The organism is Burkholderia sp. AU18528 (genome assembly GCF_002223215.2).
GTDB classification, from domain to species: Bacteria; Pseudomonadota; Gammaproteobacteria; order Burkholderiales; family Burkholderiaceae; genus Burkholderia; species Burkholderia semiarida.
Window position 1 is genome coordinate 421,775 of sequence record NZ_NKFC02000005.1, and the last position, 24,445, is coordinate 446,219.

General features: G+C 66.6%; 21 protein-coding genes. 6 read left to right on the forward strand and 15 right to left on the reverse strand.

Annotation, left to right across the window (positions count from 1 at the left end):
* Nucleotides 1–4 precede the first annotated feature (4 nt).
* From CFB52_RS13575 to CFB52_RS13590, 4 genes are all read right to left on the reverse strand, one after another.
* The gene (locus CFB52_RS13575) at nucleotides 5–1,330 is read right to left on the reverse strand and encodes a sugar ABC transporter substrate-binding protein (RefSeq protein WP_059578487.1); all 1,326 of its coding nucleotides are present in this window, start codon (nucleotides 1,328–1,330) and stop codon (nucleotides 5–7) included.
* Nucleotides 1,331–1,402: 72 nt separating this feature from the next.
* Complete coding sequence (locus tag CFB52_RS13580) at nucleotides 1,403–2,767, reverse strand: D-tagatose-bisphosphate aldolase, class II, non-catalytic subunit (protein WP_099316770.1); 1,365 nt, start codon at nucleotides 2,765–2,767, stop codon at nucleotides 1,403–1,405.
* Nucleotides 2,755–3,711: a sugar kinase gene (locus CFB52_RS13585; RefSeq protein ID WP_060313635.1), complete on the reverse strand. Its 957-nt coding sequence runs from the start codon at nucleotides 3,709–3,711 to the stop codon at nucleotides 2,755–2,757. The genes CFB52_RS13580 and CFB52_RS13585 overlap by 13 nt, the downstream gene beginning before the upstream one ends.
* 97 nt (nucleotides 3,712–3,808) lie before the next feature.
* Nucleotides 3,809–4,585 carry an L-iditol 2-dehydrogenase gene (locus CFB52_RS13590; RefSeq protein WP_099316771.1) on the reverse strand — a complete coding sequence of 259 codons (777 nt, stop codon included), beginning with the start codon at nucleotides 4,583–4,585 and terminating at the stop codon, nucleotides 3,809–3,811.
* A gap of 328 nt (nucleotides 4,586–4,913) precedes the next feature.
* Between CFB52_RS13590 and CFB52_RS13595 the strand changes: the two genes are divergently transcribed.
* From CFB52_RS13595 to CFB52_RS13610, 4 genes are read left to right on the forward strand one after another with little or no spacing between them, the layout of a single operon-like run.
* Nucleotides 4,914–5,375: a Fur family transcriptional regulator gene (locus tag CFB52_RS13595; protein ID WP_011546084.1), complete on the forward strand. Its 462-nt coding sequence runs from the start codon at nucleotides 4,914–4,916 to the stop codon at nucleotides 5,373–5,375.
* Between the two features lie 46 nt (nucleotides 5,376–5,421).
* Entirely contained in the window at nucleotides 5,422–6,333 is a 912-nt protein-coding gene (locus CFB52_RS13600; RefSeq protein WP_099316772.1) for a metal ABC transporter solute-binding protein, read from the forward strand.
* A 17-nt stretch (nucleotides 6,334–6,350) separates the two neighbouring features.
* Nucleotides 6,351–7,235 carry an ABC transporter ATP-binding protein gene (locus CFB52_RS13605; RefSeq protein WP_059578500.1) on the forward strand — a complete coding sequence of 295 codons (885 nt, stop codon included), beginning with the start codon at nucleotides 6,351–6,353 and terminating at the stop codon, nucleotides 7,233–7,235.
* A complete protein-coding gene (locus tag CFB52_RS13610; protein WP_099316773.1) occupies nucleotides 7,228–8,010 on the forward strand; it encodes a metal ABC transporter permease in 783 nt (260 codons plus the stop codon). The genes CFB52_RS13605 and CFB52_RS13610 overlap by 8 nt, the downstream gene beginning before the upstream one ends.
* Before the next feature lie 107 nt (nucleotides 8,011–8,117).
* Here CFB52_RS13610 and fghA read toward each other — a convergent pair whose 3' ends face one another.
* The 3 genes from fghA to CFB52_RS13625 all read right to left on the reverse strand — a co-directional run bounded on the left by fghA (nucleotide 8,118) and on the right by CFB52_RS13625 (nucleotide 11,785).
* Nucleotides 8,118–8,966 carry an S-formylglutathione hydrolase gene (gene fghA, locus CFB52_RS13615; RefSeq protein WP_099316774.1) on the reverse strand — a complete coding sequence of 283 codons (849 nt, stop codon included), beginning with the start codon at nucleotides 8,964–8,966 and terminating at the stop codon, nucleotides 8,118–8,120.
* A gap of 16 nt (nucleotides 8,967–8,982) precedes the next feature.
* Nucleotides 8,983–10,089, reverse strand: coding sequence for an S-(hydroxymethyl)glutathione dehydrogenase/class III alcohol dehydrogenase (locus CFB52_RS13620; RefSeq protein WP_006483756.1), 1,107 nt, complete (start codon nucleotides 10,087–10,089; stop codon nucleotides 8,983–8,985).
* Between the two features lie 214 nt (nucleotides 10,090–10,303).
* Complete coding sequence (locus CFB52_RS13625; RefSeq protein WP_099316775.1) at nucleotides 10,304–11,785, reverse strand: xylulokinase; 1,482 nt, start codon at nucleotides 11,783–11,785, stop codon at nucleotides 10,304–10,306.
* A 438-nt stretch (nucleotides 11,786–12,223) separates the two neighbouring features.
* Between CFB52_RS13625 and CFB52_RS13630 the strand changes: the two genes are divergently transcribed.
* Nucleotides 12,224–13,597 carry a nucleobase:cation symporter-2 family protein gene (locus CFB52_RS13630; RefSeq protein WP_059578514.1) on the forward strand — a complete coding sequence of 458 codons (1,374 nt, stop codon included), beginning with the start codon at nucleotides 12,224–12,226 and terminating at the stop codon, nucleotides 13,595–13,597.
* A 120-nt stretch (nucleotides 13,598–13,717) separates the two neighbouring features.
* Here CFB52_RS13630 and CFB52_RS34220 read toward each other — a convergent pair whose 3' ends face one another.
* From CFB52_RS34220 to CFB52_RS13660, 7 genes are all read right to left on the reverse strand, one after another.
* Nucleotides 13,718–14,137: a hypothetical protein gene (locus CFB52_RS34220; RefSeq protein WP_143328720.1), complete on the reverse strand. Its 420-nt coding sequence runs from the start codon at nucleotides 14,135–14,137 to the stop codon at nucleotides 13,718–13,720.
* 57 nt (nucleotides 14,138–14,194) lie between these two features.
* Entirely contained in the window at nucleotides 14,195–14,848 is a 654-nt protein-coding gene (locus tag CFB52_RS13635; protein WP_059578516.1) for a M35 family metallo-endopeptidase, read from the reverse strand.
* Entirely contained in the window at nucleotides 14,845–15,399 is a 555-nt protein-coding gene (locus CFB52_RS13640) for a hypothetical protein (protein WP_081066496.1), read from the reverse strand. The genes CFB52_RS13635 and CFB52_RS13640 overlap by 4 nt, the downstream gene beginning before the upstream one ends.
* A complete protein-coding gene (locus tag CFB52_RS13645; RefSeq protein WP_099316776.1) occupies nucleotides 15,396–16,073 on the reverse strand; it encodes a PAAR domain-containing protein in 678 nt (225 codons plus the stop codon). The genes CFB52_RS13640 and CFB52_RS13645 overlap by 4 nt, the downstream gene beginning before the upstream one ends.
* A 522-nt stretch (nucleotides 16,074–16,595) precedes the next feature.
* Entirely contained in the window at nucleotides 16,596–18,116 is a 1,521-nt protein-coding gene (locus CFB52_RS13650) for an efflux transporter outer membrane subunit (RefSeq protein ID WP_099316777.1), read from the reverse strand.
* Entirely contained in the window at nucleotides 18,116–21,316 is a 3,201-nt protein-coding gene (gene bpeB, locus CFB52_RS13655; RefSeq protein WP_059578522.1) for an efflux RND transporter permease BpeB, read from the reverse strand. Before bpeB ends, CFB52_RS13650 begins: the two co-directional genes overlap by 1 nt.
* A gap of 15 nt (nucleotides 21,317–21,331) precedes the next feature.
* Nucleotides 21,332–22,606: an efflux RND transporter periplasmic adaptor subunit gene (locus CFB52_RS13660; RefSeq protein WP_059578525.1), complete on the reverse strand. Its 1,275-nt coding sequence runs from the start codon at nucleotides 22,604–22,606 to the stop codon at nucleotides 21,332–21,334.
* Between the two features lie 399 nt (nucleotides 22,607–23,005).
* Here CFB52_RS13660 and CFB52_RS13665 point away from each other — a divergent pair, with 399 nt between their 5' ends.
* Nucleotides 23,006–23,647, forward strand: coding sequence for a TetR family transcriptional regulator (locus CFB52_RS13665; protein WP_059578528.1), 642 nt, complete (start codon nucleotides 23,006–23,008; stop codon nucleotides 23,645–23,647).
* A gap of 37 nt (nucleotides 23,648–23,684) precedes the next feature.
* Here the strand turns inward: CFB52_RS13665 and CFB52_RS13670 are convergent, their stop codons facing one another.
* Nucleotides 23,685–24,350, reverse strand: coding sequence for a cysteine hydrolase family protein (locus tag CFB52_RS13670; RefSeq protein WP_059578530.1), 666 nt, complete (start codon nucleotides 24,348–24,350; stop codon nucleotides 23,685–23,687).
* Between the last annotated feature and the right edge of the window lie 95 nt (nucleotides 24,351–24,445).

Consider the following 24,445-nt stretch of genomic DNA (forward strand, 5'->3'; position numbering starts at 1 on the left):
CGCGTTACTTCTTGTAGCCGGCCTGCCGCACCGCGCGATCGGCCGCGGCCTGGCCGGCGGCGAGCGCCTGGTCGACCGACATCTGGCCCGCGACCGCGCCCGCGATCGACTGGCCGACCACCGTGCCGAACGACTGGAATTCAGGAATCCCGACGTACTGCACGCCCGTGTACGGCACCTTCTTCAGCGACGGGTCGTTCGGGTCGGCCGTCTCGATCGCCTTCAGCACGAAGTCCGAGAACGGCGCGGCGGCCTTGTACTCCGCGCGCTGATACGTCGACGTACGCGTGCCCGGCGGCACCGACGCCCAGCCTTCGTCCTTGCCGACCATCTCGATGTACTGCTTCGACGTCGCCCACGCGATGAACTTGCGCGCGGCGTCCTGCTGCTTCGACGTCTTCGGCACGGCCAGCGCCCACGCCCACAGCCAGTGCGAGCCCTTCGGCGTCGCGGCGACCGGCGCGGCCGCGAAGCCAATCTTGTCGGCCACCTGCGACTGCTGCTTGTTGTAGAGCATCCCGGCCGCGACCGTCGCGTCGATCCACATCGCGCACTTGCCGGACGCGGTCAGCGTCAGGTTCTCGTTGAAGCCGTTCGAGCTCGCGCCCGGCGGGCCGTTCTTCTTCAGCAGGTTCACGTAGAAATTGATCGCCTTCTTCCACTCGGGCGACGTGAGCTGCGCGTTCCAGTTCTCGTCGAACCAGCGTCCGCCGAACGTGTTCACGACCGTCGACACGTACGCCATGTTCTCGCCCCAGCCGGCCTTGCCGCGCAGGCAGATCCCGTAGGTGCCCTTCGACTTGTCGGTCAGCTTGTCCGCGAATTCGGCGATCTGGTCGTAGGTCGGCTGGTCGGGCATCTTCAGCCCCTTCGCCGCGAACAGGTCCTTGCGGTAGAACGTCATCGAGCTTTCGACGTAGAACGGCAGCGCGTAGAGCTGGCCGTTGTACGACAGGCTGTCGCGCGCGGTCTTCACGATGTCGTTCAGGTCGTAGTCGGCGGGCAGGCCCGTGATCGGCGCGAGCCAGCCGCGCTTGCCCCACTGCGGCGTTTCATAGGTGCCGATCGCCATCACGTCGAACTGGCCGCTGCCGGTCGTGATGTCGGTCGTCGCGCGCTGGCGCAGCACGTTCTCCTCGAGGATCACCCAGTTCAGCTTGATGTCCGGGTTCGCCTTCTCGAACGCCGGCGACAGCTTCTTCAACTCGATCATGTCGGGGTTGTTCAGCGTCGCGATCGTCAGCGTGCCGGCGGACGCCGCGCACGCCGCCGTCGCGAGCGCGGCAGAGGCGAAACAGCGTGCGGCGGCGTCGAGCATCTTTCGTTGCATGGCATGTCTCCTGTGATTGTTCGAAATGTCGTCGGTCTTGCGTCGGTGTTGCGTGGTTTCCTTCGCGGCCCGTCATGCCGGCCGCTGCATCCCGCACGCGCGCGCATAGTGCGCGATCACGTCGCGTATCCGGTGGCGCACCCAAGCGCGCGGCTCCTTCGCGAGGCCGCCCGCGCGGCACGCCGCGTAGACGTCCGGCAGCCATTGCGCGACGAGCGTTTCCGGCACCGGCTGCCGCGCGAGGTTGCCGAACAGCTGCTCGACCGCGGCCGCGACGGCCGGCTGCAGCCAGTAATAGCGGATGCGGTCGCTGTAGCTGAACTGGCGCGCGAGCCGCTGCGCGGTCTCGTCGCCGCGGTAGTACGGCGCCCAGTGTTCGGGCTGCGCGCGCATCGCCGCATCGACGACGTCGCGCAACCGCGAGCGCTGCGCGACGTCGTCGATCAGCGCGTCCTCGATGAACGTCAGCGCGAACAGCGCCTCGCGCAATGCGAACGTCAGCGCGGGACCGACCTTCAGCACCGCGAAGTGGTCGCGCACGAGCGCGGCGAGCGCGTCTTCGGTCTGATAATCGGTCGAATGCGCTTCGAACACGAGGCGCGGTGTCTGCAGGATACTCGCGCCGAGCGACGCCGCCTTGGCGCTGTCGTAATCGAGCACGTGGCGGTCGTCGAAATCGACGCCCGGCTGCGCGACGATCGCGACGACGCGCGTCCATGCATCGTCGAGCCCGGCCGCCGAGAACGCGTGGCGGTGCGCGTCGAGCGTCGCCGCGATGCTGTCGCTGCGCGTGACCGCGATCCGCGCGATCGCGTCGTCGCCGGCGTCGTCGCCGGCCTCGCCGCTCACCTCGCCGCCCGGCGTCGGCACCTCGGTGCCGATCACGTAGACGGGCGCGATTCCGGCGCGCGCCGCCGCGTCTTCCGCGACGCGGCACAGCTCGGCTGCGCGCGCGGCGATCGTGCGATCGTCGAGCCGCGCCGGATCGTCCGCGCACGCCATGCTCGCGTCGAGATGGATCTTTTCGAAACCGGCTTCGACGTAGGCCGCGACCATCGCACCGGCCTCGCGCATCGCGTCGGCCGCGCGGCGGTGCCGCCACGGGTTCGGGCCGAGATGGTCGCCGCCGAGCACGAGCGCCGACGGCGCGAGCCCGCAGCGCGCGGCGATCGCATCGACGTCGCGGCGAAAATCCGCCGGCGTCATGCCCGTATAACCGCCGAGATGGTTCACCTGATTGCAGGTCGCCTCGATCAGCAGCGGCGAGCCGTCGGCGCGCGCGGCTTCGCACGCGGCCTCCAGCACGAGCCGGTGCGCGCTGCAGATCGAATAGATGCCGCGCTGCGCGTCCGCGCGGTTCGCGTCGAAGATCATCCGCAGCACGGTGCCTGCATGCGCGGTCTGCGTGCGCTCGGCAACGGTCGTCAGGCCGGACATGCGATACCTCGTTCGGTCAGGAAGCGGTCGATCTCGGCCGCGCTGCTGTTGCCTTCCATCGGGCCGCGCCGCGTGACCGCGATCGCGCCGGCCGCGTTCGCGCGGCGCAACGCGACGTCGATCGCCATGCCCGCGACGAGGCTCGCGACCAGCGTGCCGCCGAAGCAGTCGCCAGCGCCGGTCGGATCGACTTCGTCGACCGGATAAGCCTGCGCGTCGACGCGGCTCGCACGATCGAACGCGACACTGCCGGCCGCGCCGCGTTTGAGCACGACGCGCTCGAGCAGCGGATGCGTCGCCAGCAGGCCCGCGATCGCGCGCTCGGCCGGCTGCGGCCCGCAGAAGAACGGCAGGTCGGCTTCGCTCGGCAGGAACAGGTGGCACGCGGCGAGCATCTCGTCGAGGGCCGCGCGCATCGGGCGGAAACTGAGCATTTCGGGCCGCACGTTCGGATCGAACGACACCTTGGCTCCCGCGCGCGCGGCCTCGATCACGCCGCGCTGCACGGCCGCGATCGCCGATTCGCTCGTCAGCGACGAGCCCATCACGTGGAAATAGCGGCAGCCGTCGAACATCGCGGTGTCGACGTCGGACGCATCGACGCATGCCGCGGCACTGGTCGACAGCGTGAAGACGAAACTGCGCGAGCCGTCGTCGCGATACGCGACGAACGCGGTGCCGGTCGGCCGTGCGACGCGGCGAATGCGCGCGACGTCGACGCCGTCGCGGGCGAGCCGCGCGACGATCGCATCGCCGAACGCGTCTCGGCCGACGCAGCCCGCATATGCGACGCGCGCGCCGAGCCGGGCGGCCTGGTCGGCGAAGATCGCCGGCGCGCCGCTCGGAAACGGGCCGGCGAAGAGTCCCGGCACATCGAAGCCCTGGCCGCGCTCGGCGGCGACGAATTCGGCCAGCAGTTCGCCGGCGACGACGATCTCGGCCATCAGGCGAGCCCTCCTCGTTCGACGGCGGCCGCGGCGTGCGGCACTGCCGCCGCGTAGCGGGCCGGCTCGCGAACGGCGCGTGCGAGCGGCGGCATTTTCAGCTCATCCAGTTGCCGCCGTCGACGTTCAACGTCTGGGCGGTGATGTAGTCGGCGTCGGCCGACGCGAGGAACAGCGCGGCGCCCGTCAGGTCGCCCGGCACGCCCATGCGCCCGAGCGGCACGGCTTCGCCCACGAGCCGCTTCTTCTCGCCGAGCGGCCGGTTCTCGTAGCGCGCGAACAACGCATCGACCTGTTCCCACATCGGCGTGTCGACCACGCCCGGCGCGATGCCGTTCACGTTGATCCGGTGCGGCGCGAGCGCGAGCGCGGCCGACTGCGTATAGCTGATCACCGCGGCCTTGGTCGCGCAGTAGTGCGAAACGAGCGCCTCGCCGCGACGGCCGGCCTGCGACGACATGTTGACGATCTTGCCGCCGCGCCCCTGCTCGACCATCCGTTGCGCGACCGCCTGCATCAGGAAGAACAGCCCTTTCACGTTGACCGAGAACAGCCGGTCGAACACGTCCCACGATTCGTCGAGGAGCGGGCGCATGTCGAACAGCGCCGCGTTGTTGAACAGGATGTCGACGCCGCCGAAGCGCTCGACCGCCGTCGCGACGATCCGATCGATGTCGTCGCCGCGCGTGACGTCGGCGGTGACGGCCACCGCGCGGCCGGGGTTGGCCTCGATCAGCCGCGCGAGCGAGCCGCCCGCCGGCTTCACGTCGACGAGCACGCAGCGCGCGCCCTCGTCCAGATAGCGTTGCGCGACCGCCTCGCCGATGCCGCTTGCGGCGCCCGTCAGGATCGCGACCTTGTCTTCCAGTCTCACTGGCTGTCTCCGGTTCGTTCTGTTGCATGCCGGTCGCGAAGTGAGCGAACGCTCGGCGACCGATCAATTGCTCTGTTAGTGATCGAATGATCGGATACGCGATACGCGCTGTCAAGACGACGTGACGGCTTTCTATGACGCGCTGCGGCACGGCGGCGCACGACGACGCCCCGCCGCGCCCGCGCGGCAAGGCGCGGCGCGCACGGTGCGACGCAGTGGCATCGGCGGCGACGGGGACGGAGCGAGGACGGAAAACGGAATTCGCGCTGCACGGTGCGGCGATACGTTATATCATCGCGATACTGTGTTTCATCGCCTGCTTCACGCCATGGCTACCTCATCGTCCATTGACGCCCGGCTGTCCCGGGCCGACGCATTCGCCGCCGAGCACGGGCTCGCGTGGACGCCGCTGCGCCGCCAGGTCTACGAGCGCGTGCTGGCCGCGCAGCGCCCGATCGGCGCGTACGACCTGCTCGCCGAACTCGAACCGCAACGCGGCCGCGTGCCGCCGACCACCGTCTACCGCGCGCTGGATTTCCTCGTCGAGCACGGCTTCATCCACCGGATCGAATCGAAGAACGCGTTCTTCGCGTGCTGCGAGATCGGCGTGCCGCACGAAGGCCAGTTCCTGATCTGCGATTCGTGCGGCGACACCGTCGAGATTCCCGGCGGCGACCTCGCGAAGCAGTTATCCGCGAGCGAGCCCGCGCATGGGTTCGAAGTCCACCATCAGGTCGTCGAGCTGAGCGGCCTGTGCGGGCATTGCAAGCGCAAGCCCGCGCAGCGCTGACGCCGAATCGCGCGGCGTACGCGCCGCCCTTCCAACGAGGAGTTCCATGTCCACTGCCCTGAAGCGCGCGCCGCGGCGCGCCCTGTCGCCTGTCCGCTGGCTGGCCGCCGCCGTCGCCGCGCTGTCGTTCGCCGCGCCCGTGGTCGCGCAGGCCGCGCCCGTCAACGTCGTCGCCGCGGAGAATTTCTACGGCGACGTCGCGTCGCAGATCGGCGGCCGCCACGTCGCGGTCACCAGCATCCTCAGCAATCCGGATCAGGATCCGCACCTGTTCGAAGCGAGCCCGAAGACGGCTCGCGCGCTCCAGCACGCGCAGGTCGTGATCTACAACGGCGCCGATTACGATCCGTGGATGGGCAAGCTGCTCGGCGCGTCGAAACAGGCGAAGCGCGCGACGATCGTCGTCGCCGATCTCGTCGGCAAGAAGGCCGGCGACAACCCGCACCTCTGGTACGACCCGGCGACGATGCCGGCGGCCGCACGCGCGATCGCGGCCGAGCTCGGCCGCGCCGACCCGGCGAACAAGGCCGAGTACGACGCGAACCTGCAGAAGTTCGTCGCGTCGCTGAAACCCGTCGACGACAAGGTCGCCGCACTGCGCGCGAAGTACAAGGGCGCGCCCGTGACGGCCACCGAGCCCGTATTCGGCTATATGTCCGACGCAATCGGCCTCGACATGCGCAACCAGCGCTTCCAGCTCGCGACGATGAACGACACCGAGGCGAGCGCGCAGGACGTCGCCGCGTTCGAGAACGACCTGCGCAAGAAGCAGGTACGCGCGCTGATCTACAACAGCCAGGCCGAGGAACCGATGACCAGGCGCATGCTGAAGATCGCGCGTGACGGCGGCGTGCCGACCGTCAGCGTCACCGAGACGCAGCCGGCCGGCAAGACCTTCCAGCAATGGATGACCAGCCAGCTCGACGCGCTCGGCAACGCGCTTTCGGCCGGCAAGTAACCGACAACCGTCACGACATGACCGCCACTCCCCACGCCCTCGCAGTCGATCGCGTCACGCTCGAACTGGGGGGCCGCACGATCCTGCGCGACGTCAGCTTCTCGATCGAGCCCGGCGAATTCGTCGGCGTGCTCGGGCCGAACGGCGCGGGCAAGACGACGCTGATGCGCGCGGTGCTCGGCCTCGTCCCCGTGTCGGCCGGCACGCTGTCGGTCGGCGGCGTGCCGGTCGCGCGCGGCAACGCGTCGATCGGCTACATGCCGCAGATCAGGAGCGGCCTCGCGAACCGCCGGATGCGCGGCTACGATTTCGTCGCGATGGCCGCCGACGGCCACCGCTGGGGCCTGCCGCACACGAACGCGGCCACGCGCCGCGACGTCGATCGCGTGCTCGATCTCGTCGGCGGCCCGTCGCTCGCGCGCCGGCCGCTGTCCGAACTGTCCGGCGGCGAACGGCAGCGCCTGCTGCTCGCGCAATGCCTGCTCGGCAACCCCAAGCTGCTGCTGCTCGACGAGCCGCTGATCAGCCTCGACCCGAACCATCAGCGCGGCGTCGTCGAACTCGTGCGCAACGTGCAGCGCGAACTCGGCATCACCGTGCTGTTCTCCGCGCACGAACTGAATCCGCTGCTGAACGCGCTCGACCGCGTGCTGTATCTCGGCAACGGCGTGGCCGCGCTCGGCACCGTCGACGAGGTGATCACGAAGCCCGTGCTGTCGCGGCTCTATGGATCGCCGATCGACGTGATGCGCGTGAACGGCAAGATCTTCGTGATGTCGGGCGACGTCGAGATCGAGAAGCACGATCACGAACACGAGGACGACGACGGGCACTCGCACGGCGGCAGCCACGGCCATCACCACCACGGACACGCTCATCCCGGGCATTCGCACGATGTTTGAATACGACTTCATGATCAACGCGTTCGCCGCGTCGGGGATCGTCGCGGTGCTCGCGGGCATCGTCGGCTATTTCCTGGTGCTGCGCGGGCAGACCTTCGCCGGCCACGCGCTGTCGCACGTCGGCTTCACCGGCGCGACCGGCGCCGTGCTGCTCGGCATCTCGCCGATCTGGGGGATGGTCGGCTTCACGCTCGCGGCCGGGATCGGCATGGGCGCGCTCGGCGAAAAGCTCGCGGGCCGCGACGTCGCGATCGGCGTGATCCTGTCCGGCGCACTCGGCTTCGGCCTGCTGTTCCTGCACTTCTACACGTCGTTCGCGACGCAGGTCACCGCGCTGCTGTTCGGCAACGTGCTCGCGGTCAGCCACGACACGCTCGCGGTGCTCGCCGGCATCGGCACGGTGAGCCTCGCCGCGCTCGCGCTGATCGCGCGGCCGCTGCTGTTCGCATCGCTGCAGCCGGAACTGGCCGAAGCCAAGGGCGTGTCGCTGCGCACGGTGTCGATGCTGTTCCTGGCGGTGTGCGCGCTCGCAGTGGCCGCGGCGACGCAGATCGTCGGCGTGCTGCTCGTGTTCACGCTGCTGGTCGGGCCGGCCGCGGCCGCGCAGAACGTGTCGACGCGGCTGTCGACGGGCGTGCTGCTCGCCGCGCTGTTCGCGCTGTTCGAAGCGTGGGCCGGCATCGTGCTCGCGTATCACACCGATTGGCCGACGAGCTTCTGGATCACCGCGCTGTCGGCGCTCGTGTACGGCGCGAGCCTATTGCGACGCAATTGATCGGCGCGGCGGTCGCCGCCCGATGCCAATCAAAACGCCGGCGTGCCCGAGGGCAGCGCCGGCGTTTTTTCATGCGCACCGGATGCGTTACCTGCTTGCGCAGCTACTCACCGCGCAAGTACACGCGCATGATGCGCGAGGTGATCGGCGATGAACGTCGAGATGAAGTAGTAGCCGTGGTCGTAGCCCGGATGGCGGCGCAGCGTCAGCGGTTGGCCGGCCTTCGCGCATGCGGCTTCGAATACGTCGGGGTTCAACTGGTTCGCGAGGAACTGATCGGCGAGCCCCTGATCGACGAGGATGCCGTCGGCGAACTTCGGCGCATCGGCGCGCGCGACGAGCTCGCTCGCGTCGTGCGCCTTCCACGCTTCCCGATCGGCACCGAGATAACCGGAGAACGCCTTCTCGCCCCACGGGCATCGCGTCGGCGCGGCGATCGGCGCGAACGCCGACACCGACCGGTACAGGCCCGGATGACGCAACGCGAGCGTCAGCGCTCCGTGGCCGCCCATCGAGTGCCCGAAGATGCCGAGCCGCGCGCCGTCGATCGGCAGCTCGGCCGTGACGAGCTCGCGCAGCTCACCCGTCACGTACGACTCCATCCGGTAATGTGTCGACCACGGCGCTTCGGTCGCGTCGACGTAGAAACCCGCGCCGACGCCGAAATCCCACGCATCCGTCTCGCCCGGCACGCCCGCGCCGCGCGGGCTCGTATCGGGCATCACGAGCGCGATCCCGTGCTGCGCCGCGTATTGCTGCGCGCCGGCCTTGATCGCGAACGTCTCGTCGGTGCACGTGAGCCCCGCGAGATAGAACAGCGCCGGCACGCGCTGTTGCGCGGCCTGCGGCGGCAGGTACACCGAGAACTTCATCGGCAGGCCGATGGCCGCCGAATCGTGACGGTAGAAACGCTGCTCGCCGCCATGGCACGCATGCGAGGAAACGAGTTCGAGCATGGCGGTGCGCTCCCGGTCAGTACAGCACGACCGAGCGGATCGACTCGCCGGCCTTCATCAGGTCGAAGCCTTCGTTGATCCGCTCGAGCGGCAGCGTGTGCGTGATCAGGTCGTCGATGTTGATCTTGCCTTCCATGTACCAGTCGACGATCTTCGGCACGTCGGTGCGCCCGCGCGCGCCGCCGAATGCCGAGCCTTTCCACTCGCGGCCCGTCACCAGCTGGAACGGACGCGTGCTGATTTCCTCGCCCGCCGCCGCCACGCCGATGATGAACGACTGGCCCCAGCCCTTGTGCGTGCATTCGAGCGCCTGGCGCATCAGCTTCACGTTGCCGACGCATTCGAACGAGTAGTCGGCGCCGCCGTCGGTCAGCTGCACGATGTGGTCGACGACGTTCTCGACTTCGTTCGGGTTGATGAAGTGCGTCATCCCGAACTTCTTCGCGAGCTCGACGCGCTTCGGGTTGATGTCGACGCCGATGATCTTGTCCGCGCCGACCATCTTCGCGCCCTGGATCACGTTCAGGCCGATCCCGCCGAGGCCGAACACGACCACGTTCGCGCCGGCCTCGACCTTCGCCGAGTACACGACCGCGCCCACGCCCGTCGTCACGCCGCAGCCGATGTAGCAGATCTTGTCGAACGGCGCGTCCTCGCGCACCTTCGCCACCGCGATTTCCGGCACGACGATGTAGTTCGAGAACGTCGACGTACCCATGTAGTGGAACAGCGGCTTGCCGTCGAGCGAGAAGCGCGACGTCGCGTCGGGCATCAGGCCCTTGCCCTGCGTCGCGCGGATCTTCTGGCACAGGTTGGTCTTGCGCGACAGGCAGAACTTGCACTCGCGGCATTCGGGCGTGTAGAGGGGAATCACGTGGTCGCCCTTGCGCACCGTGCCGACGCCGGGGCCGACGTCGACCACCACGCCCGCGCCTTCATGGCCGAGGATCGCCGGGAAGATCCCTTCCGGATCGGCGCCCGACAGCGTGTAGTAGTCGGTGTGGCAGATGCCCGTCGCCTTCACTTCGATCAGCACTTCGCCGGCGCGCGGCCCTTCGAGATCGACTTCCTCGATCGTCAGCGGCGCACCCGCCTTCCATGCAATCGCGGCTTTCGTTTTCATCGTGTCACTCCTGTAGGTCGGTGAGATCGGCCCGGGCCGGCGTGTCGCTGCCGGCCCGGGACTCATGCAAAGCGGTCGAAGCCGTGCCGCGCGGCACGGCGCAAGAATCTCGTGCTCGCCATGATGGCCGCTCCCGGCGCGCATCGCGTGCGGGAAACGGCCACCGGCTTGCCAGGATGCGTCATCGCTGACGCAAAAGAACAAGTGTTCGAGTTTAAACGCCCGTCGTGAACCATGCATCCGTGCGGGCGTACAGATCGACGAAGCGCGCGTAACGTGCGGCCAGCGGGCGGTCGTCTTGCGGTGCGGCGACGGGCGACGCCGTCGGCGCCAGCGCGCGCAACGCGTCTTCACGCCAATGCCCGATCGCGACGCCCGCGAGCAGCGCGGCGCCCCGCGTTGCGGCGTTCGGGCAATCGATCGCGTGCAGCGACGCGCCGAGCGCGTCGGCGAGCAACTGGCGCCAGCGCGGATCGACCGAGCCGCCGCCCGCGAGGCGCAGCGTCGCCACCGCGTCGCCGGGGTCGGCGTCGCGGATCGCATCGAGCCCCGCGCGCAACGCGAACGCGACGCCTTCGAACGCGGCGCGCATCATCGCGCCGCGCGTGTCGCCGAGCCCGAGGCCGAGCCAGCCGCCGCGCGCATCGGGGTTCATCCACGGCGAACGCTCGCCGCTCAGGTACGGCAGGAAGCACAGCCGCTCGGACGCCGGCTGCGCGAATGCATCGTCGTACGCATCGGCCCATCGCGCATAGCCGAGCCAACCGCGCACGGCTTCGAGCGCGAGCCCGACGTTCTGCATCGCCGCCATCGTGTAATAGCCGCCGCCGGCCGCCGCACGATAGCGATGCAATCCGCGTCGCGCGGGCGGCAGCGTATCCGCGAGCACGACGATCTGGCCGCCGCTGCCGGTCGTCAGCAGCGCGTCGCCTGCCGCGGCCAGCCCGCTGCCGAGCGCCGCGCAGGCGGTGTCGGCCGCGCCTGTCGCGAACGGCACGCCAGCCGGCAGGCCGAGCGCGGCGGCGGCCTGCGCGCCGAGCACGCCGCAGCGCGCGGTGGATGTACGCACCGGCGCGAGGCGATCGCCCGGCAGGCCGAGCGCCTCGATCAATGCGCTGTCCCACGCGCCGTCGGGCGTCGCGAGCGCCGTTGCGCACGCGTCGCTCGGATCGGCCGCGACGTCGCCGCCGAGCACGATGCGCAGCCAGTCCTTCGGCTGCACGGCCCAGCGCGCGGCGCGCAGCGCGTCGGGTTCGTGCGTGGCGAGCCAACGCAACAGCGGGCCGGCCATGCCGGGCGCGACGGGATTCGGAGCGACGGGCAATCCGGCGACGGGCATTCCGGCGACGGACACTCCGGCGGCGTGCCAGTCGGCCGCGTCGGCCTCGCGCACCGCGCGCGTGTCCGGCCACAGCAGCGCAGGCCGCACCGGCTCGCCGGCCGCGTCGATCAGCACGACGCCATGCATCTGGCCCGAAAAACCGATCGCCGCGACCTGCGCGCGCTCGTCGGCCGGCAGCCGCGCGGCCGCGCGCACGACCGCCTGCCACCACGTGGCGGGCGCGATTTCCGCCCAGCCGGGCTGCGGCGACGACAACCCGTAAGGTTCGCTCGCGACGGCCCGCTCGACGCCGTCGGCATCGAGCGTGACGAGTTTGACGGAGCCGGTGCCGAGGTCGATTCCGAGCAGGCGCATGACGTGAAGGGAGATTCGGATGAACGGATGTCGATGATAACGGGATCGCGATGCGCGCTCCGGTTTTTGCCGCCGCGCCGACACATCGAACGTGCTGCCGGCCGGGAGATTGACGAGGCCGCACCTTGCACGCAAAAGCGGCCGCTCGCGGGTTAACCCGGCACGTTTTCCGTACGCCCTTTTTTGCCACTATGCGGCCCGCGCGATACACACCATAAAGCACCCCATATTTGACAGGGGGGCCGGCGCTATTTTGAAGCGCTATAAAACCGGTACGCGTCACTCCCGCGGCAGTTTCCCGATGATCGCCCCCCTGTTCCATACCGACATGGCATATCGAACCAGCAAAGAACGGAATAGAACCCAGTGCTCTTGTTGCATGGATTCATTCCGAATAACTTCGTATCACCCCGAAAACAAGATCATGGAGTGAGACAGATGCAATCGAACACGGTCCATCCGTGCGATGAGGTGCTGCCGACCGGCAAGCTGGTAACGCTTGGCCTGCAGCACGTCCTCGTCATGTACGCCGGCGCCGTCGCCGTGCCGCTCATCGTCGGCGCGGCGCTCAAGCTGCCGAAAGACCAGATCGCGTTCCTGATCAGCGCCGATCTGTTTTCGTGCGGCATCGCCACGCTGATCCAGACGCTGGGCCTGTGGATCTTCGGGATCCGCCTGCCTGTCATCATGGGCTGCACGTTCGCGGCCGTCGGCCCGATGATCGCGATCGGCACGAACCCCGGCCTCGGCATTCTCGACATCTTCGGCTCGACCATCGCGGCCGGCATCATCGGCATCGTGCTCGCGCCGATGATCGGCAAGCTGCTGCGGTTCTTCCCGCCGGTGGTGGTCGGCACGGTGATCGCCGTGATCGGGCTGTCGCTGATGGAAGTCGGCATCAACTGGGCGGCCGGCGGCGTCGGCAACCCCGAGTACGGCAGCCCCGTCTATCTCGGCCTGTCGCTGCTCGTGCTCACGCTGATCCTGCTGATCAACAAGTACGGCCGCGGCTTCATCGCGAACATCTCGGTGCTGCTCGGCATCGTCGCCGGCTTCGTGATCGCATTCGCGCTCGGCCGCGTGAACACCGACGGCGTGGCGCATGCGCCGTGGGTCGGCTTCGTGATGCCGTTCCACTTCGGCCTGCCGCACTTCGACCCGCTGTCGATCGTGACGATGGTCACGGTGATGTTCGTCACGTTCATCGAATCGACCGGGATGTTCCTCGCGGTCGGCGACATGGTCGATCGCCCGGTCAACCAGGAGCGCCTCGTGCGCGGCCTGCGCGTCGACGGCCTCGGCACGCTGATCGGCGGCATCTTCAATTCGTTCCCGCATACGTCGTTCTCGCAGAACGTCGGCCTGATCGGCGTGACGGGCGTGAAGAGCCGTTTCGTGTGTGCGACGGGCGGCGTGATCCTCGTGCTGCTCGGCTTGTTTCCGAAGATGGCGCAGGTCGTCGCGTCGGTGCCGCCGTTCGTGCTCGGCGGCGCAGGCATCGTGATGTTCGGGATGGTCGCGGCGAACGGCATCAAGGTGCTGTCGAAGGTCGACTTCGTGAACCACTCGCACAACCTGTTCATCGTCGCCGTGAGCGTCGGCATGGGCCTCGTGCCGGTCGTGTCGCCGCACTTCTTCTCGAAGCTGCCGCCCGCGCTTGCACCGATCCTGCACAGCGGCATCCTGCTGGCGTCGGCCACGGCCGTGATCCTGAACATCGTGTTCAACGGCGTGAAGGGCGAAAAGGAGGCGAAGTGCGAGATCCGTCGCGCGGGGCATGATTTCGACGGGAGGCCTGTCGATCTGCACTGACGAACACCAGGCATGCGTCGGCTCGCGACGGGCCGGCGCTTACTGCATGGTGCGTAAGAGGCTGCTTGACATCGTCGAAATGGCAGCACTGCCGCTGCGCGGCAGATCGCGGCCAATACCTCATTTCACTTGGCAAGGGCATTCATGCGGGCAACCGGGAAGGAAGTCGATTTCTACTCGTCGGCCATTATCCGGCACACCGTTCAGATGATGCGACTTATAAAGCCTGGCATCGACGTCGACAGGGGCTCGACCGAGCCCCAATGTGACTAGAAGCCTCTTGACACTTTCTGCGCGTTGTTGAGCCAGCACGCGCGGCTGCCTTTCGTCAGCGTCGGCAAGGCCACCGACGGACGTACGATCAAGATTGGGATATTTGAGTTGAAGGTCTATCGCCCAGTTCGCCAGCTTTATGAGCTCGTCGCCGGATACTTTGGCAGAATCTCGTTCAAACGAAACATCAAGCGTATGAACCGGGGAGCAGGCGAATGTTCCGGCCGAGAAAAACGCCAACGCAATACATGCCGGTCCTTTCATCATATCGATCTTCCGTTGGACTCGATCAGATTCAACACGGATTGCCGCGCCACGCCGCCTCTAGTCTTCATAGATAATATACCCGGCAATGCTATCCGCATTATTGATTGCGAGATCGGGGCGCGTCCGCGCCAATACCAAGCACTCGCGCATGAAATATTGATGATCCTGAGCGCCGAAAGTATCGGCAAAATGAGTGCACTCATGAATCAGCGTCGATAACATCGAGTCCTTCGCGCTGGATATGGGACGCATCCCACAAAAATTCTCATGGATACAGATAGTATGGGTAGCTGTGTCAGGACCGCAAACATGAGCGACGGCACCATCAGGGTCCTTGTTATTCGGCGTACAACCAAGATACCGATCAAGTTCCTCTGAGTGACGAACAAAGTTTCCAGGCTTGAGATCGCGCATCACCCGACTTACTTGTGCGAGTCCGACTGTCAGACGTTGCCGAATCGTTTCATCGCTTGAGCCAAACCACGTTGCGACGCGTTGACGTTCGACCGCCCCCCACCTGCGCAAGTCTACGAGCCGTACGTCGATCATTCGTACGGCTCTGTCGCGTAACGTTAGAACCATACGGCGAAATTCCGCATCGGTCATGTTTGGACAGATGGGCGGCCCGTTCGATATCAATGCTTCGATTACCGAACCTTCTTTCAGGTCTGTCATCGCCTCCGCAATTGCTACGCGATCGCCATCACTCATTCTTCTTCCCCGCTGACTTCCAGTTTTACCGACTCGGGCTTCAGCGTGACCACTCGCATGGTATGGCCCTGCGCATCGGTAGTCCCTGATGCCAGCACGTCACCACGGCAATTTGTAATCCAATACCGAACGCCTGCCACAGGTTGCCTGGACTTCTTGTTGCGAATGACGAACTGCTGATCATGGACCGCAGTGCGTCCTCTTGCAGGAGCGACGCCTAAGTCATTCTTCCCTGTCAACCGCGCCACCTCTTCCGCGGCAAAGGTCATCTTCATGCCGCGCTCGGCGTAGAAAACAGGTGGCGGATTGCAATCGCAGACGTTGATATCACCACTCAACGCCCACGGCTTGCCGTTTGGTCCAGTGCCGGGCCAACGTGGCCCCTCCGGGGCGACAAACCCTTCCTGCTTGCATGCCGTGCAGTACGTCTTCATGTAGAGCGTTGCGATATGCACGCGCGGCGGCGGATTGGAACAGGTGACGCCATCCAATCCTTCCGTAATCGTGGCGCTGCCGCCCCGGTCACCTTTGGCAAGGAAATAACGGATCATGAATTCTCGCCTCGATGCGCAACAGTTGGACGCCTCACAACGGCGAAGGCGTCAGCCGATACCAAGCCATCACGCTCAGGGCTGTCGGTAATGACGTCGCCGTTATCCAGTTCGCTACCGACGAAAGCCAGCGGCTGGAAGTCTCCGTTATCCACCCGCCCAAGGCCGCTTACGATTCGCGCAGTCGAGCCGTCTGCGTAGTGAATCTGATTACCTACGACACCAGCCCTGCCAAGCCGGACACCGGTCTCCCACGTGCCGGTGACTTCGCGCAACGCACCGCCTCGCGCGGTCGTGGCTCCTCGTACGGCCAATCGGTAGCGCGGCGACGCGGGTGGCGGCACATAATCCTTGTTAAACAATCCCTCGGCCGTTTCGCCAGTCGGTACATGAATTCCCCACAACCGCTGAAGCGTTTCGACGATACGATTGCCGTTGCTCAACCGGCTACCCACCAGCGCAAACGGCTTGTCGCTGCAAATCGCATATTCGCCTGCGCCATCCATAATGACGGCCTCGCTGCCATCCTCGTAAGTGACGACATCGCCAACACGGGCAACGACAAGCCCGGCAACTGCCAGGCCGCTGGTAGCAGTGGTTACCCGCGCACCGCGCTCGGTGAACGCCCCGATGGTGGCAAAAAGATGAGTCGGTGCAGCGGGCTCGCGCTTCATCCGGATTTCCTTTCTCGACAATGGGTGAGGAATGCTCCATACAAAATTTGCACGGACGAGAAAGAAGAAGCAATCAGACGAATTCGAATTTCGTATAGCTAATTGTTATAAGCACCGTTCAACAATAATGAACCTGCAGCCGCTCGCTTCGATCGAGCGATGGGCCTGAATTGAAGAATCGAGGGGGAGATTCGACTGTCGGTGGGCGACAGGCTACCGAAGTGGAATGATCATCGCTTGGTCGAAACGAGAAGCTGAACGGTTAGCCGGTACGCGTCGTGCTCGACGGCGCCGGCCCGTGGATTTCACGCCCGCTGCCGAAGTACACACGTGTTCCGCCTGGATCACTGCAGCGTTCCCACGCAAGGTTACTGCGCACTCAAGGACCAACAATCATGGGCTGGCCCTACGTTGTCTCCGTTGCGTTTCGTATCGTTCGTAACGGCCAACGTGCTACAGAACTAACACCCGAATCGCCCTGCCTGCGTGCGAAGCGACCGCACGCAGGCAGGATAACCACAGTTACCCGTTCGCCGCTGCCGACGCAGGCGCCGGCGCGGCCGCCTTGTCGTAGTCGACCGGCGCATCCGGCGCGCGCGGCGCTTCGCCGGCACGCTGGATCCACCCGCCGCCGAGCGCGCGGTACAGATCGACCAGGTTCGTCCAGCGGGCCAGACGCGCGCTGATCAGCGACTGCTGCGCCGAGTACAGATCCGTCTGCGCGGTCAGCACCGACAGGTAGCTGTCGACGCCGTTCTTGTACCGCAGGTCCGACAAGTCGAAGCGCCGCTGCTGCGCGTGCTCGTTGCGCTCGAGCGCCGCGATCTGCTGGTCGTACGTGCCGCGTGCGGCGAGGCCGTCCGCCACTTCGCGGAACGCCGACTGGATCGCCTTCTCGTAGTTCGCGATCTCGATGCGCTTCTGCACGTTCGCGAGATTCAGGTTCGCGATGTTCTGCCCGCCTTCGAAGATCGGCATCGTGATCTGCGGCGCGAACGACCATGCGGCCGTGCCGGCCTTGAACAGACCGCCGAGCGTCGGGCTGCCGGTGCCGAACGCGCCCGTCAGCGAGATACGCGGGAAGAATGCCGCGCGCGCCGCGCCGATGTTCGCGTTTGCAGCCAGCAGCGTCTGCTCGGCCTGCATCACGTCCGGACGCCGCGTGAGCAGATCCGACGGAAGGCCTGCCGGCACGTCCGTCAGCAGATTCTGCGCGTCGAGCGGCATGCCGGCCGGCAGGTCGTCCGGCAGCGGCTCGCCGATCAGCAGCACCAGCGCGTTCAGCGCCTGCGCACGCGCTCGCGCCTGCGCCTGCTGGTTCGCGAGCGCCGTCTCGACCACGGTCTGCGCCTGACGCAGCTCGAGCTCGGAGCCCGTGCCGTTGTCGAACTGCAGCTTCGTCAGGTCGTACGATGCCTGCGCGGTCTTCAGCGTGTTCTCGGTGACCTTCAGCAGGTCGTCGGTCGACAGCAGCGTCAGGTACTGGTCGGCCACCTGCGACACCAGCGAGATTTCCGACGCCTGCCGGGCATACGACGTCGACAGGTACTGCGCGAGCGCCTGGTCCTTCAGGCTCTGCACGCGGCCGAACAGGTCGAGCTCCCACGACGCCGAGAGCCCGACGTTGTAGGCGCGCGAGATGTACGGCGCACCGGTCTGCGACAGGCCCTGCGGCACGCGCTGGATGCTGCCCGTGCCCGTGCCGTCGAGCGTCGGGAACAGCCCCGCGCGCGTGATCTGGTACTGCGCGCGCGCCGCCTCGATGTTCAGCACCGACACGCGCAGGTCGCGGTTGTTGTTCAGCGCGATCTCGATCAGCCGCTGCAGGCGCGGATCGACGAAGAACTCGCGCCAGCCGATGGCGGTCGCAGCTTGCCCGTTCGCGCTGCGCGCGCCGGCCGCGCCCGGCTGCGTCGCGTAGACGCCGCCGGCCGGGTACGCCTGCGCGACGGGCGCGTCGGGCCGCTTGTAATGCGGCGCCATCGTGCAGCCCGTGGCAAGGAGCGCGACTGCGATTGCAGTCAAAGCGTGTTTTTGCATCATCACTGTCCCTTGTTGCCTTCGTCGCCGTTGCCCGGCTTCTCTTCGTGGTGCGAGTGCTCCTGAGCCAGGCGCAGCGCCTCGTCGACGTCTTCCTTCTCGCCGCTGAAGATCGCACGGATCTTCACGAAGAACATCGGGATCATGAAGATCGCGAGGAACGTCGCCGTGATCATCCCGCCGATCACGCCCGTGCCGATCGCGTGCTGGCTCGCCGAACCCGCGCCGTTGCTGATCGCGAGCGGCAGCACGCCGAGAATGAACGCGAGCGACGTCATCAGGATCGGACGCAGCCGCAGGCGCGCCGCTTCCAGCGCCGCCTCGATCGGCCCCATCTTCTCCGACTGCTGCAGTTCGCGCGCGAACTCGACGATCAGGATCGCGTTCTTCGCGGACAAGCCCACGGTCGTCAGCAGGCCGACCTGGAAGAACACGTCGTTCTCGAGGCCGCGCATCGTGGCCGCGAGCAGCGCACCGATCACGCCGAGCGGCACGACCATGATCACCGAGAACGGGATCGACCAGCTTTCATACAGCGCCGCGAGACACAGGAACACGACGAGGATCGAGATCGCGTACAGGATCGGCGCCTGCGAACCGGACTGGATTTCCTGGAACGACAGGCCCGTCCACGAATAGCCGATACCGACCGGCAGTTTCTTCGCGATCGTTTCCATCGCGGCCATCGCCTGACCGGTCGACTTGCCCGGTGCGGCCTGCCCCTGGATTTCCATCGCCGACACGCCGTTGTAGCGCTCGAGCTTCGGCGAACCGTACGTCCAGTGACCGGTCGCGAACGCGCTGAACGGCACCATCCCGCCCGACCCGTTGCGCACGTACCAGATGTTCATGTCTTCCGGCGTCATCCGGAACGGCGCGTCTGCCTGCACGTACACCTTCTTGATCCGGCCGTCGGTATCGAGGAAGTTGTTCACGTACTTCGACGCCCATGCGATCGAGAACGTCTGGTCGATCGCATCCGCGGTCACGCCCAGCGCATTCGCCTTCTCGCGGTCGATGTCGACCTTGTACTGCGGCGTGTCGTTCAGGCCGTTCGGACGGACACCCTGCAGCGTCGGATCCTTCGACGCCATCCCGAGCAACTGGTTACGCGCGGCCATCAGCGCGTCGTGGCCAAGACCGGCGTTGTCCGTCAGCTCGAAGTCGAAGCCGGCAGCGGTACCGAGCTCCGGAATCGACGGCGGGTTGAACGGAATCACGAGCGCGTCCTTGTAGCCCGCGTAACGCCCGAACATCCGGCCGATCAGCGCCTGCACCTTCTGGTTCGCATGCTGACGCTGCGCGTAATCCTTCAGGCGGACGAACACGAGGCCCGAGTTCTGGCCGCGGCCCGCGAAGCTGAAGCCGTTGACCGTGAACGCCGATTCGACGATTTCCTTCTCGTCCTTCAGCAGGTAGTCGGAAATGTTCGCGAGCGTCTTCGCGGTCGTTTCCTGCGTGGAGCCGGACGGCGTCTGCACGATCACGAACATCAGGCCCTGGTCCTCATCGGGCAGGAACGACTTCGGCAGGCGCACGAACAGCAGGCCGACCGCGACGATCACGACCAGATAGATGATGAGCCAGCGGCCCGAGCGCTTGATCACGTGGTGCACGCCGACGTGGTACTTGTCGCGGCTGTTGTTGAACGTGCGGTTGAACCAGCCGAAGAAGCCCTTCTTCTCTTCGTGATGCCCTTGCGGGATCGGCTTGAGGATCGTCGCGCACAGCGCCGGCGTCAGAATCAACGCGACCAGCACCGACAGCACCATCGCCGACACGATCGTCAGCGAGAACTGACGATAGATCGCGCCGACCGAGCCGCCGGAGAACGCCACCGGCACGAACACCGCCGACAGCACGAGCGCCACGCCGACGAGTGCGCCGGTGATCTGCCCCATCGCCTTGCGGGTCGCCTCCTTCGGCGACAGCCCCTCCTCCGCCATCACGCGCTCGACGTTCTCGACCACCACGATCGCGTCGTCGACCAGCAGGCCGATCGCGAGCACGAGACCGAACATCGACAGCGTGTTGATCGAGAAGCCGACCATCGACATGATCGCGAACGTGCCGAGCAGCACGACCGGCACCGCGATCGTCGGGATGATCGTCGCCCGCAGGTTCTGCAGGAACAGATACATCACGAGGAACACGAGCACGATACCTTCGAGCAGCGTCTTGACCACTTCCTCGATCGACAGCTTCACGAACGGCGTCGTGTCGTACGGATACTTCACGACGAGGCCGTGCGGGAAGAACGGTGCGAGCTCGTCGATCTTCGCGCGCACGGCCTTCGCGGTCGCGAGGGCGTTCGCGTTGGTCGCGAGCTGGATACCGAGTGCCGCGGTCGGCTGACCGTTGTACTTCGTGTCGAAGTTGTAGTTTTCGCCGCCGAGGCCGATCTGCGCGACGTCCTTCAGGCGAACCTGCGAGCCGTCCTGGTTGACCTTCAGCAGGATGTTGCCGAACTGCTCGGGCGTCTGCAGCAGCGTCGATTCGGTGATCGTCGCCTGCAGCACGGTGCCCGGCTTCGCCGGCGTGCCGCCGATCTGGCCGCCCGCGATCTGCACGTTCTGCGCGGTGATCGCCGAGCTGACGTCGACCGGCGTGAGGCCGTAGTTGGTCAGGCGGTTCGGGTCGAGCCAGATCCGCATCGCGTACTGCGAGCCGAACAGCGTGACGGTACCGACGCCGTTCAGCCGGCTGATCGGATCCTTCACGTGCGACGCCACGAAGTTCGCGAGGTCGTACTTGTTCATGCTGCCGTCTTCGGAGTTGAAGGCGAGCACCAGCAGGAAGCTGCTGCTCGACTTCGTGACCGACAGACCGAGCTGCTGCACGACCTGCGGCAGAACCGGCGTCGCGAGCGACAGCTTGTTCTGCACCTGAACCTGCGCGATGTCGGCGTTGGTGCCCGGCGCGAAGGTCAGCGTGATCGTTGCGTTGCCCGAGTCGTCACTCGTCGACGACATGTACAGGAAGTTGTCGAGACCGCTCATCTGCTGCTCGATCACCTGCGTCACCGTGTCTTCCACCGTCTTCGCGGAAGCGCCCGGGTAGTTCGCGGTAATCTGGATCGATGGCGGCGCGATCGTCGGATACTGCGAGATCGGCAGCGTGAAGATCGCCGCAACCCCGGCCAGCATCAGGATGATGGCGATCACCCACGCGAAGATCGGGCGATCGATAAAAAACTTTGCCATGAAACAGGCTCCCTGTTATTGCGCGCTCGAAGCAGCGGCAGCACTCGCCGGCGCGGCGCCCGATGCGGCGGCACCGGAAGCGGCGGCGGCGCCGGACCCGGCAGCGGCCGGCGCGGCGGGGGCAGCGGCGCCCGAGGCGGCATCGGCCGCCGGCGCGAGCTGCGCGGGGACCGTCTTCACGGTCGCGCCCGGGCGCACCTTGTCGACGCCCTGCACGATCACGTGATCGCCCGCCTGCAGACCGCCTTCCACGATCCAGTTCTGGCCTTGCATGCCGGTCGTCTTCAGCGGACGCGGCTCGACCTTGTTGCTGGCGTTCACGACCATCGCGATCGCCTGCCCCTTCTGGTCGTGCGTGACGCCGATCTGCGGCACCAGGAACGCGTTCTCGTTCACGCCTTCCTCGATGCGTGCGCGCACGAACATCCCCGGCAGCAGCACGCGGCCCGGGTTCGGGAACACCGCGCGGATCGTCACCGAGCCGGTGGTCTGGTCGACCGTCACGTCCGAGAACTGCAGCTTGCCCGGCTCCGAGTAGGTCTTGCCGTCCTCCAGGATCAGCGACACCTTCGCCGCGCCCGGGCCGCTCGTCTTCAGACGGCCGCTCTGCACGTCCTGGCGCAGCTTCAGCCCTTCGAGGCTCGACTGCGTGAGGTCGACGTACACCGGATCGAGCTGCTGCACCGTCGACATCAGCGTCGCCTGGCTCGCCTGCACGTAGGCGCCCGGCGTGACCTGCGAGATGCCGACGCGGCCGCTGATCGGCGACACGACATCCGTATAGCCGAGGTTGATCTGCGCGGTGTCGACCGCCGCCTTGCCGGCCGCGACGTCCGCCGCGGCCTGGCCTTGCGTGGCGACCGCGTTGTCGTAGTCCTGCTTGCTGACCGCGTTCGCGGCGACCAGCACCTTGTAGCGCGCGACCAGCGCGTTCTGCGTGACGAGGTTCGCCTGCGCCTTCGCAAGCGTCGCCTTCGCGCTGTTCAGCGCCGCGATGTACGGCGCCGGATCGATCTTGTAGAGGCGCTGACCGGCCTTGACGTCGGTGCCTTCGGTGAATTCACGGCGCAGCACGATGCCGTCGACCCGTGCACGCACTTGCGCGACGAGGAATGCGCTGGTGCGGCCCGGCAGGTCGGTGAAGACCGGTACGGCTTGCGGCTGGACGGTGACGACGCCGACTTCCGGCGTTTGCGGCGGCGGTGCCGATTCTTTTTTTCCGCAGGCAGCCAGGAAAACCGCGGCTGCCGCGACAGTGATCAAGCGGTATGGAACCCGTTCGACGCGCATGGAGCGACCTCTGTGTGTAACCAATGGAATAAGTGCGGCACCCGGCGGGAGCGCAACACGGATGCGCCTCGCGGCGCAGATCGAACACCGAATTACTGGACTGCTGGATACAGCACGTCGGCACGAGACCTCCGTGCCGACGGGGATGCCGCGAACTGCGGACTGATACTAGGGCGGGAATCAGCAGAGTGGGATATTAACTGATTGCCACTTGGGTCATTCGATCGTAGGGTGGTATTGTATATACATTCACGAATGTATGTAAAAAGCCCGTTCGTGCTCCGCCGGCTGTTCAGTCTTACGGATTGTTACCAACCGCCAGCATAGCCCGTCCGCATGACGGCGACGAGGGGTTGCGGACCCTATATTCATCCACGATCGATCCAATCAGGCCTGCACATGGTCAGACGTACCAAGGAGGAGGCGCTCGAGACGCGCAATCGCATTCTCGACGCCGCCGAACACGTGTTCTTCGAAAAAGGCGTGTCGCACACGTCGCTCGCGGACATCGCCCAGCACGCCGGCGTGACGCGCGGCGCGATCTACTGGCATTTCGCGAACAAGAGCGAACTGTTCGATGCGATGTTCGACCGCGTGTTCCTGCCGATCGACGAATTGAAGCGGATACCGCTCGACGCGCCGGGCGGCAATCCGCTGGAGAAGGTGCGCCAGATCCTGATCTGGTGCCTGCTCGGCGTGCAGCGCGACGCACAGCTGCGGCGCGTGTTCAGCATCCTGTTCATGAAGTGCGAGTACGTCGCGGACATGGAGCCGCTGCTGCAGCGCAACCGCGCGGGGATGAGCGAGGCGCTGCACATGATCGACGCCGATCTCGCGGCGGCCGTGGGGCTCAAGCTGCTGCCCGAGCGGCTCGATACGTGGCGTGCGGCGCTGATGCTGCACACGCTCGTCAGCGGCTTCGTGCGCGACATGCTGATGCTGCCCGACGAGATCGACGCCGAGCAGCATGCGGAAAAGCTCGTCGACGGCTGCTTCGACATGCTGCGCTACAGCCCGGCGATGCTGAAGGACGGCGACTGACCGGGCGGCGCATCGCGCGCCGCGTCGCCGTACCGGGTCAGGCTGCCTTCGCGCGCCGCGCGCGGGCCCGCCGGTTCGACGCGGCCACCGAATCGCGCGCCGGCATCGCCGCGCCGGCCAGCCCCGCGATCCACGTGTCGGTCGACATCACCGCCGCGAAATTCGACTGGAACACCACCCCGTACGCGCGGTGAATCTCTTCGGCGCTGGCCGCACCCGCTTCGTTCTCGTAAGGCAGCGCGCCCGTCGCGTCGTTCAGGTACTCGACCTTCAGCCCCGCATGCGCCGCGTGATAGACGGTCGACGCATTGCAGTTGTGCGTCATGTAGCCGGCCACCGCGAGCGTGTCGATCCCGTGCGCGTCGAGCCACGCGGCGAGATCGGTGCCGGCGAACGCGCTCGCCTGCGCCTTCTCGATCCGATGCGCGTACGGCCGGCTGGCCACCACCGCGTGCAGCGCGACGCCGTCGGTGCCTGGCGCGAAGATCGGCGCGCCGGCCGGCGCGACGTGCTGAACCACGATCACCGGCACGCCGGCCGCGTGCGCGGCGTCGATCGCGCGGCCGATGTTCGCGAGCGACACGTCGAGCGGCGGATATTCGATCGGCAGGTTGCCGGTCACGTATTCGTTCTGCACGTCGATCACGATCAGTGCGCGGCGGGCAGCGGGACGGGAAGCGGAATGCGGGGCCGTGTTCGACATGGCGATCTCCTGGTCGGGAGGCACTGCCCCGCCCCGGAGCGGGACGGCCAGCAGTGCGATGCGATGCATTGTCGGCGCGCGCGACCCGGGCTGAT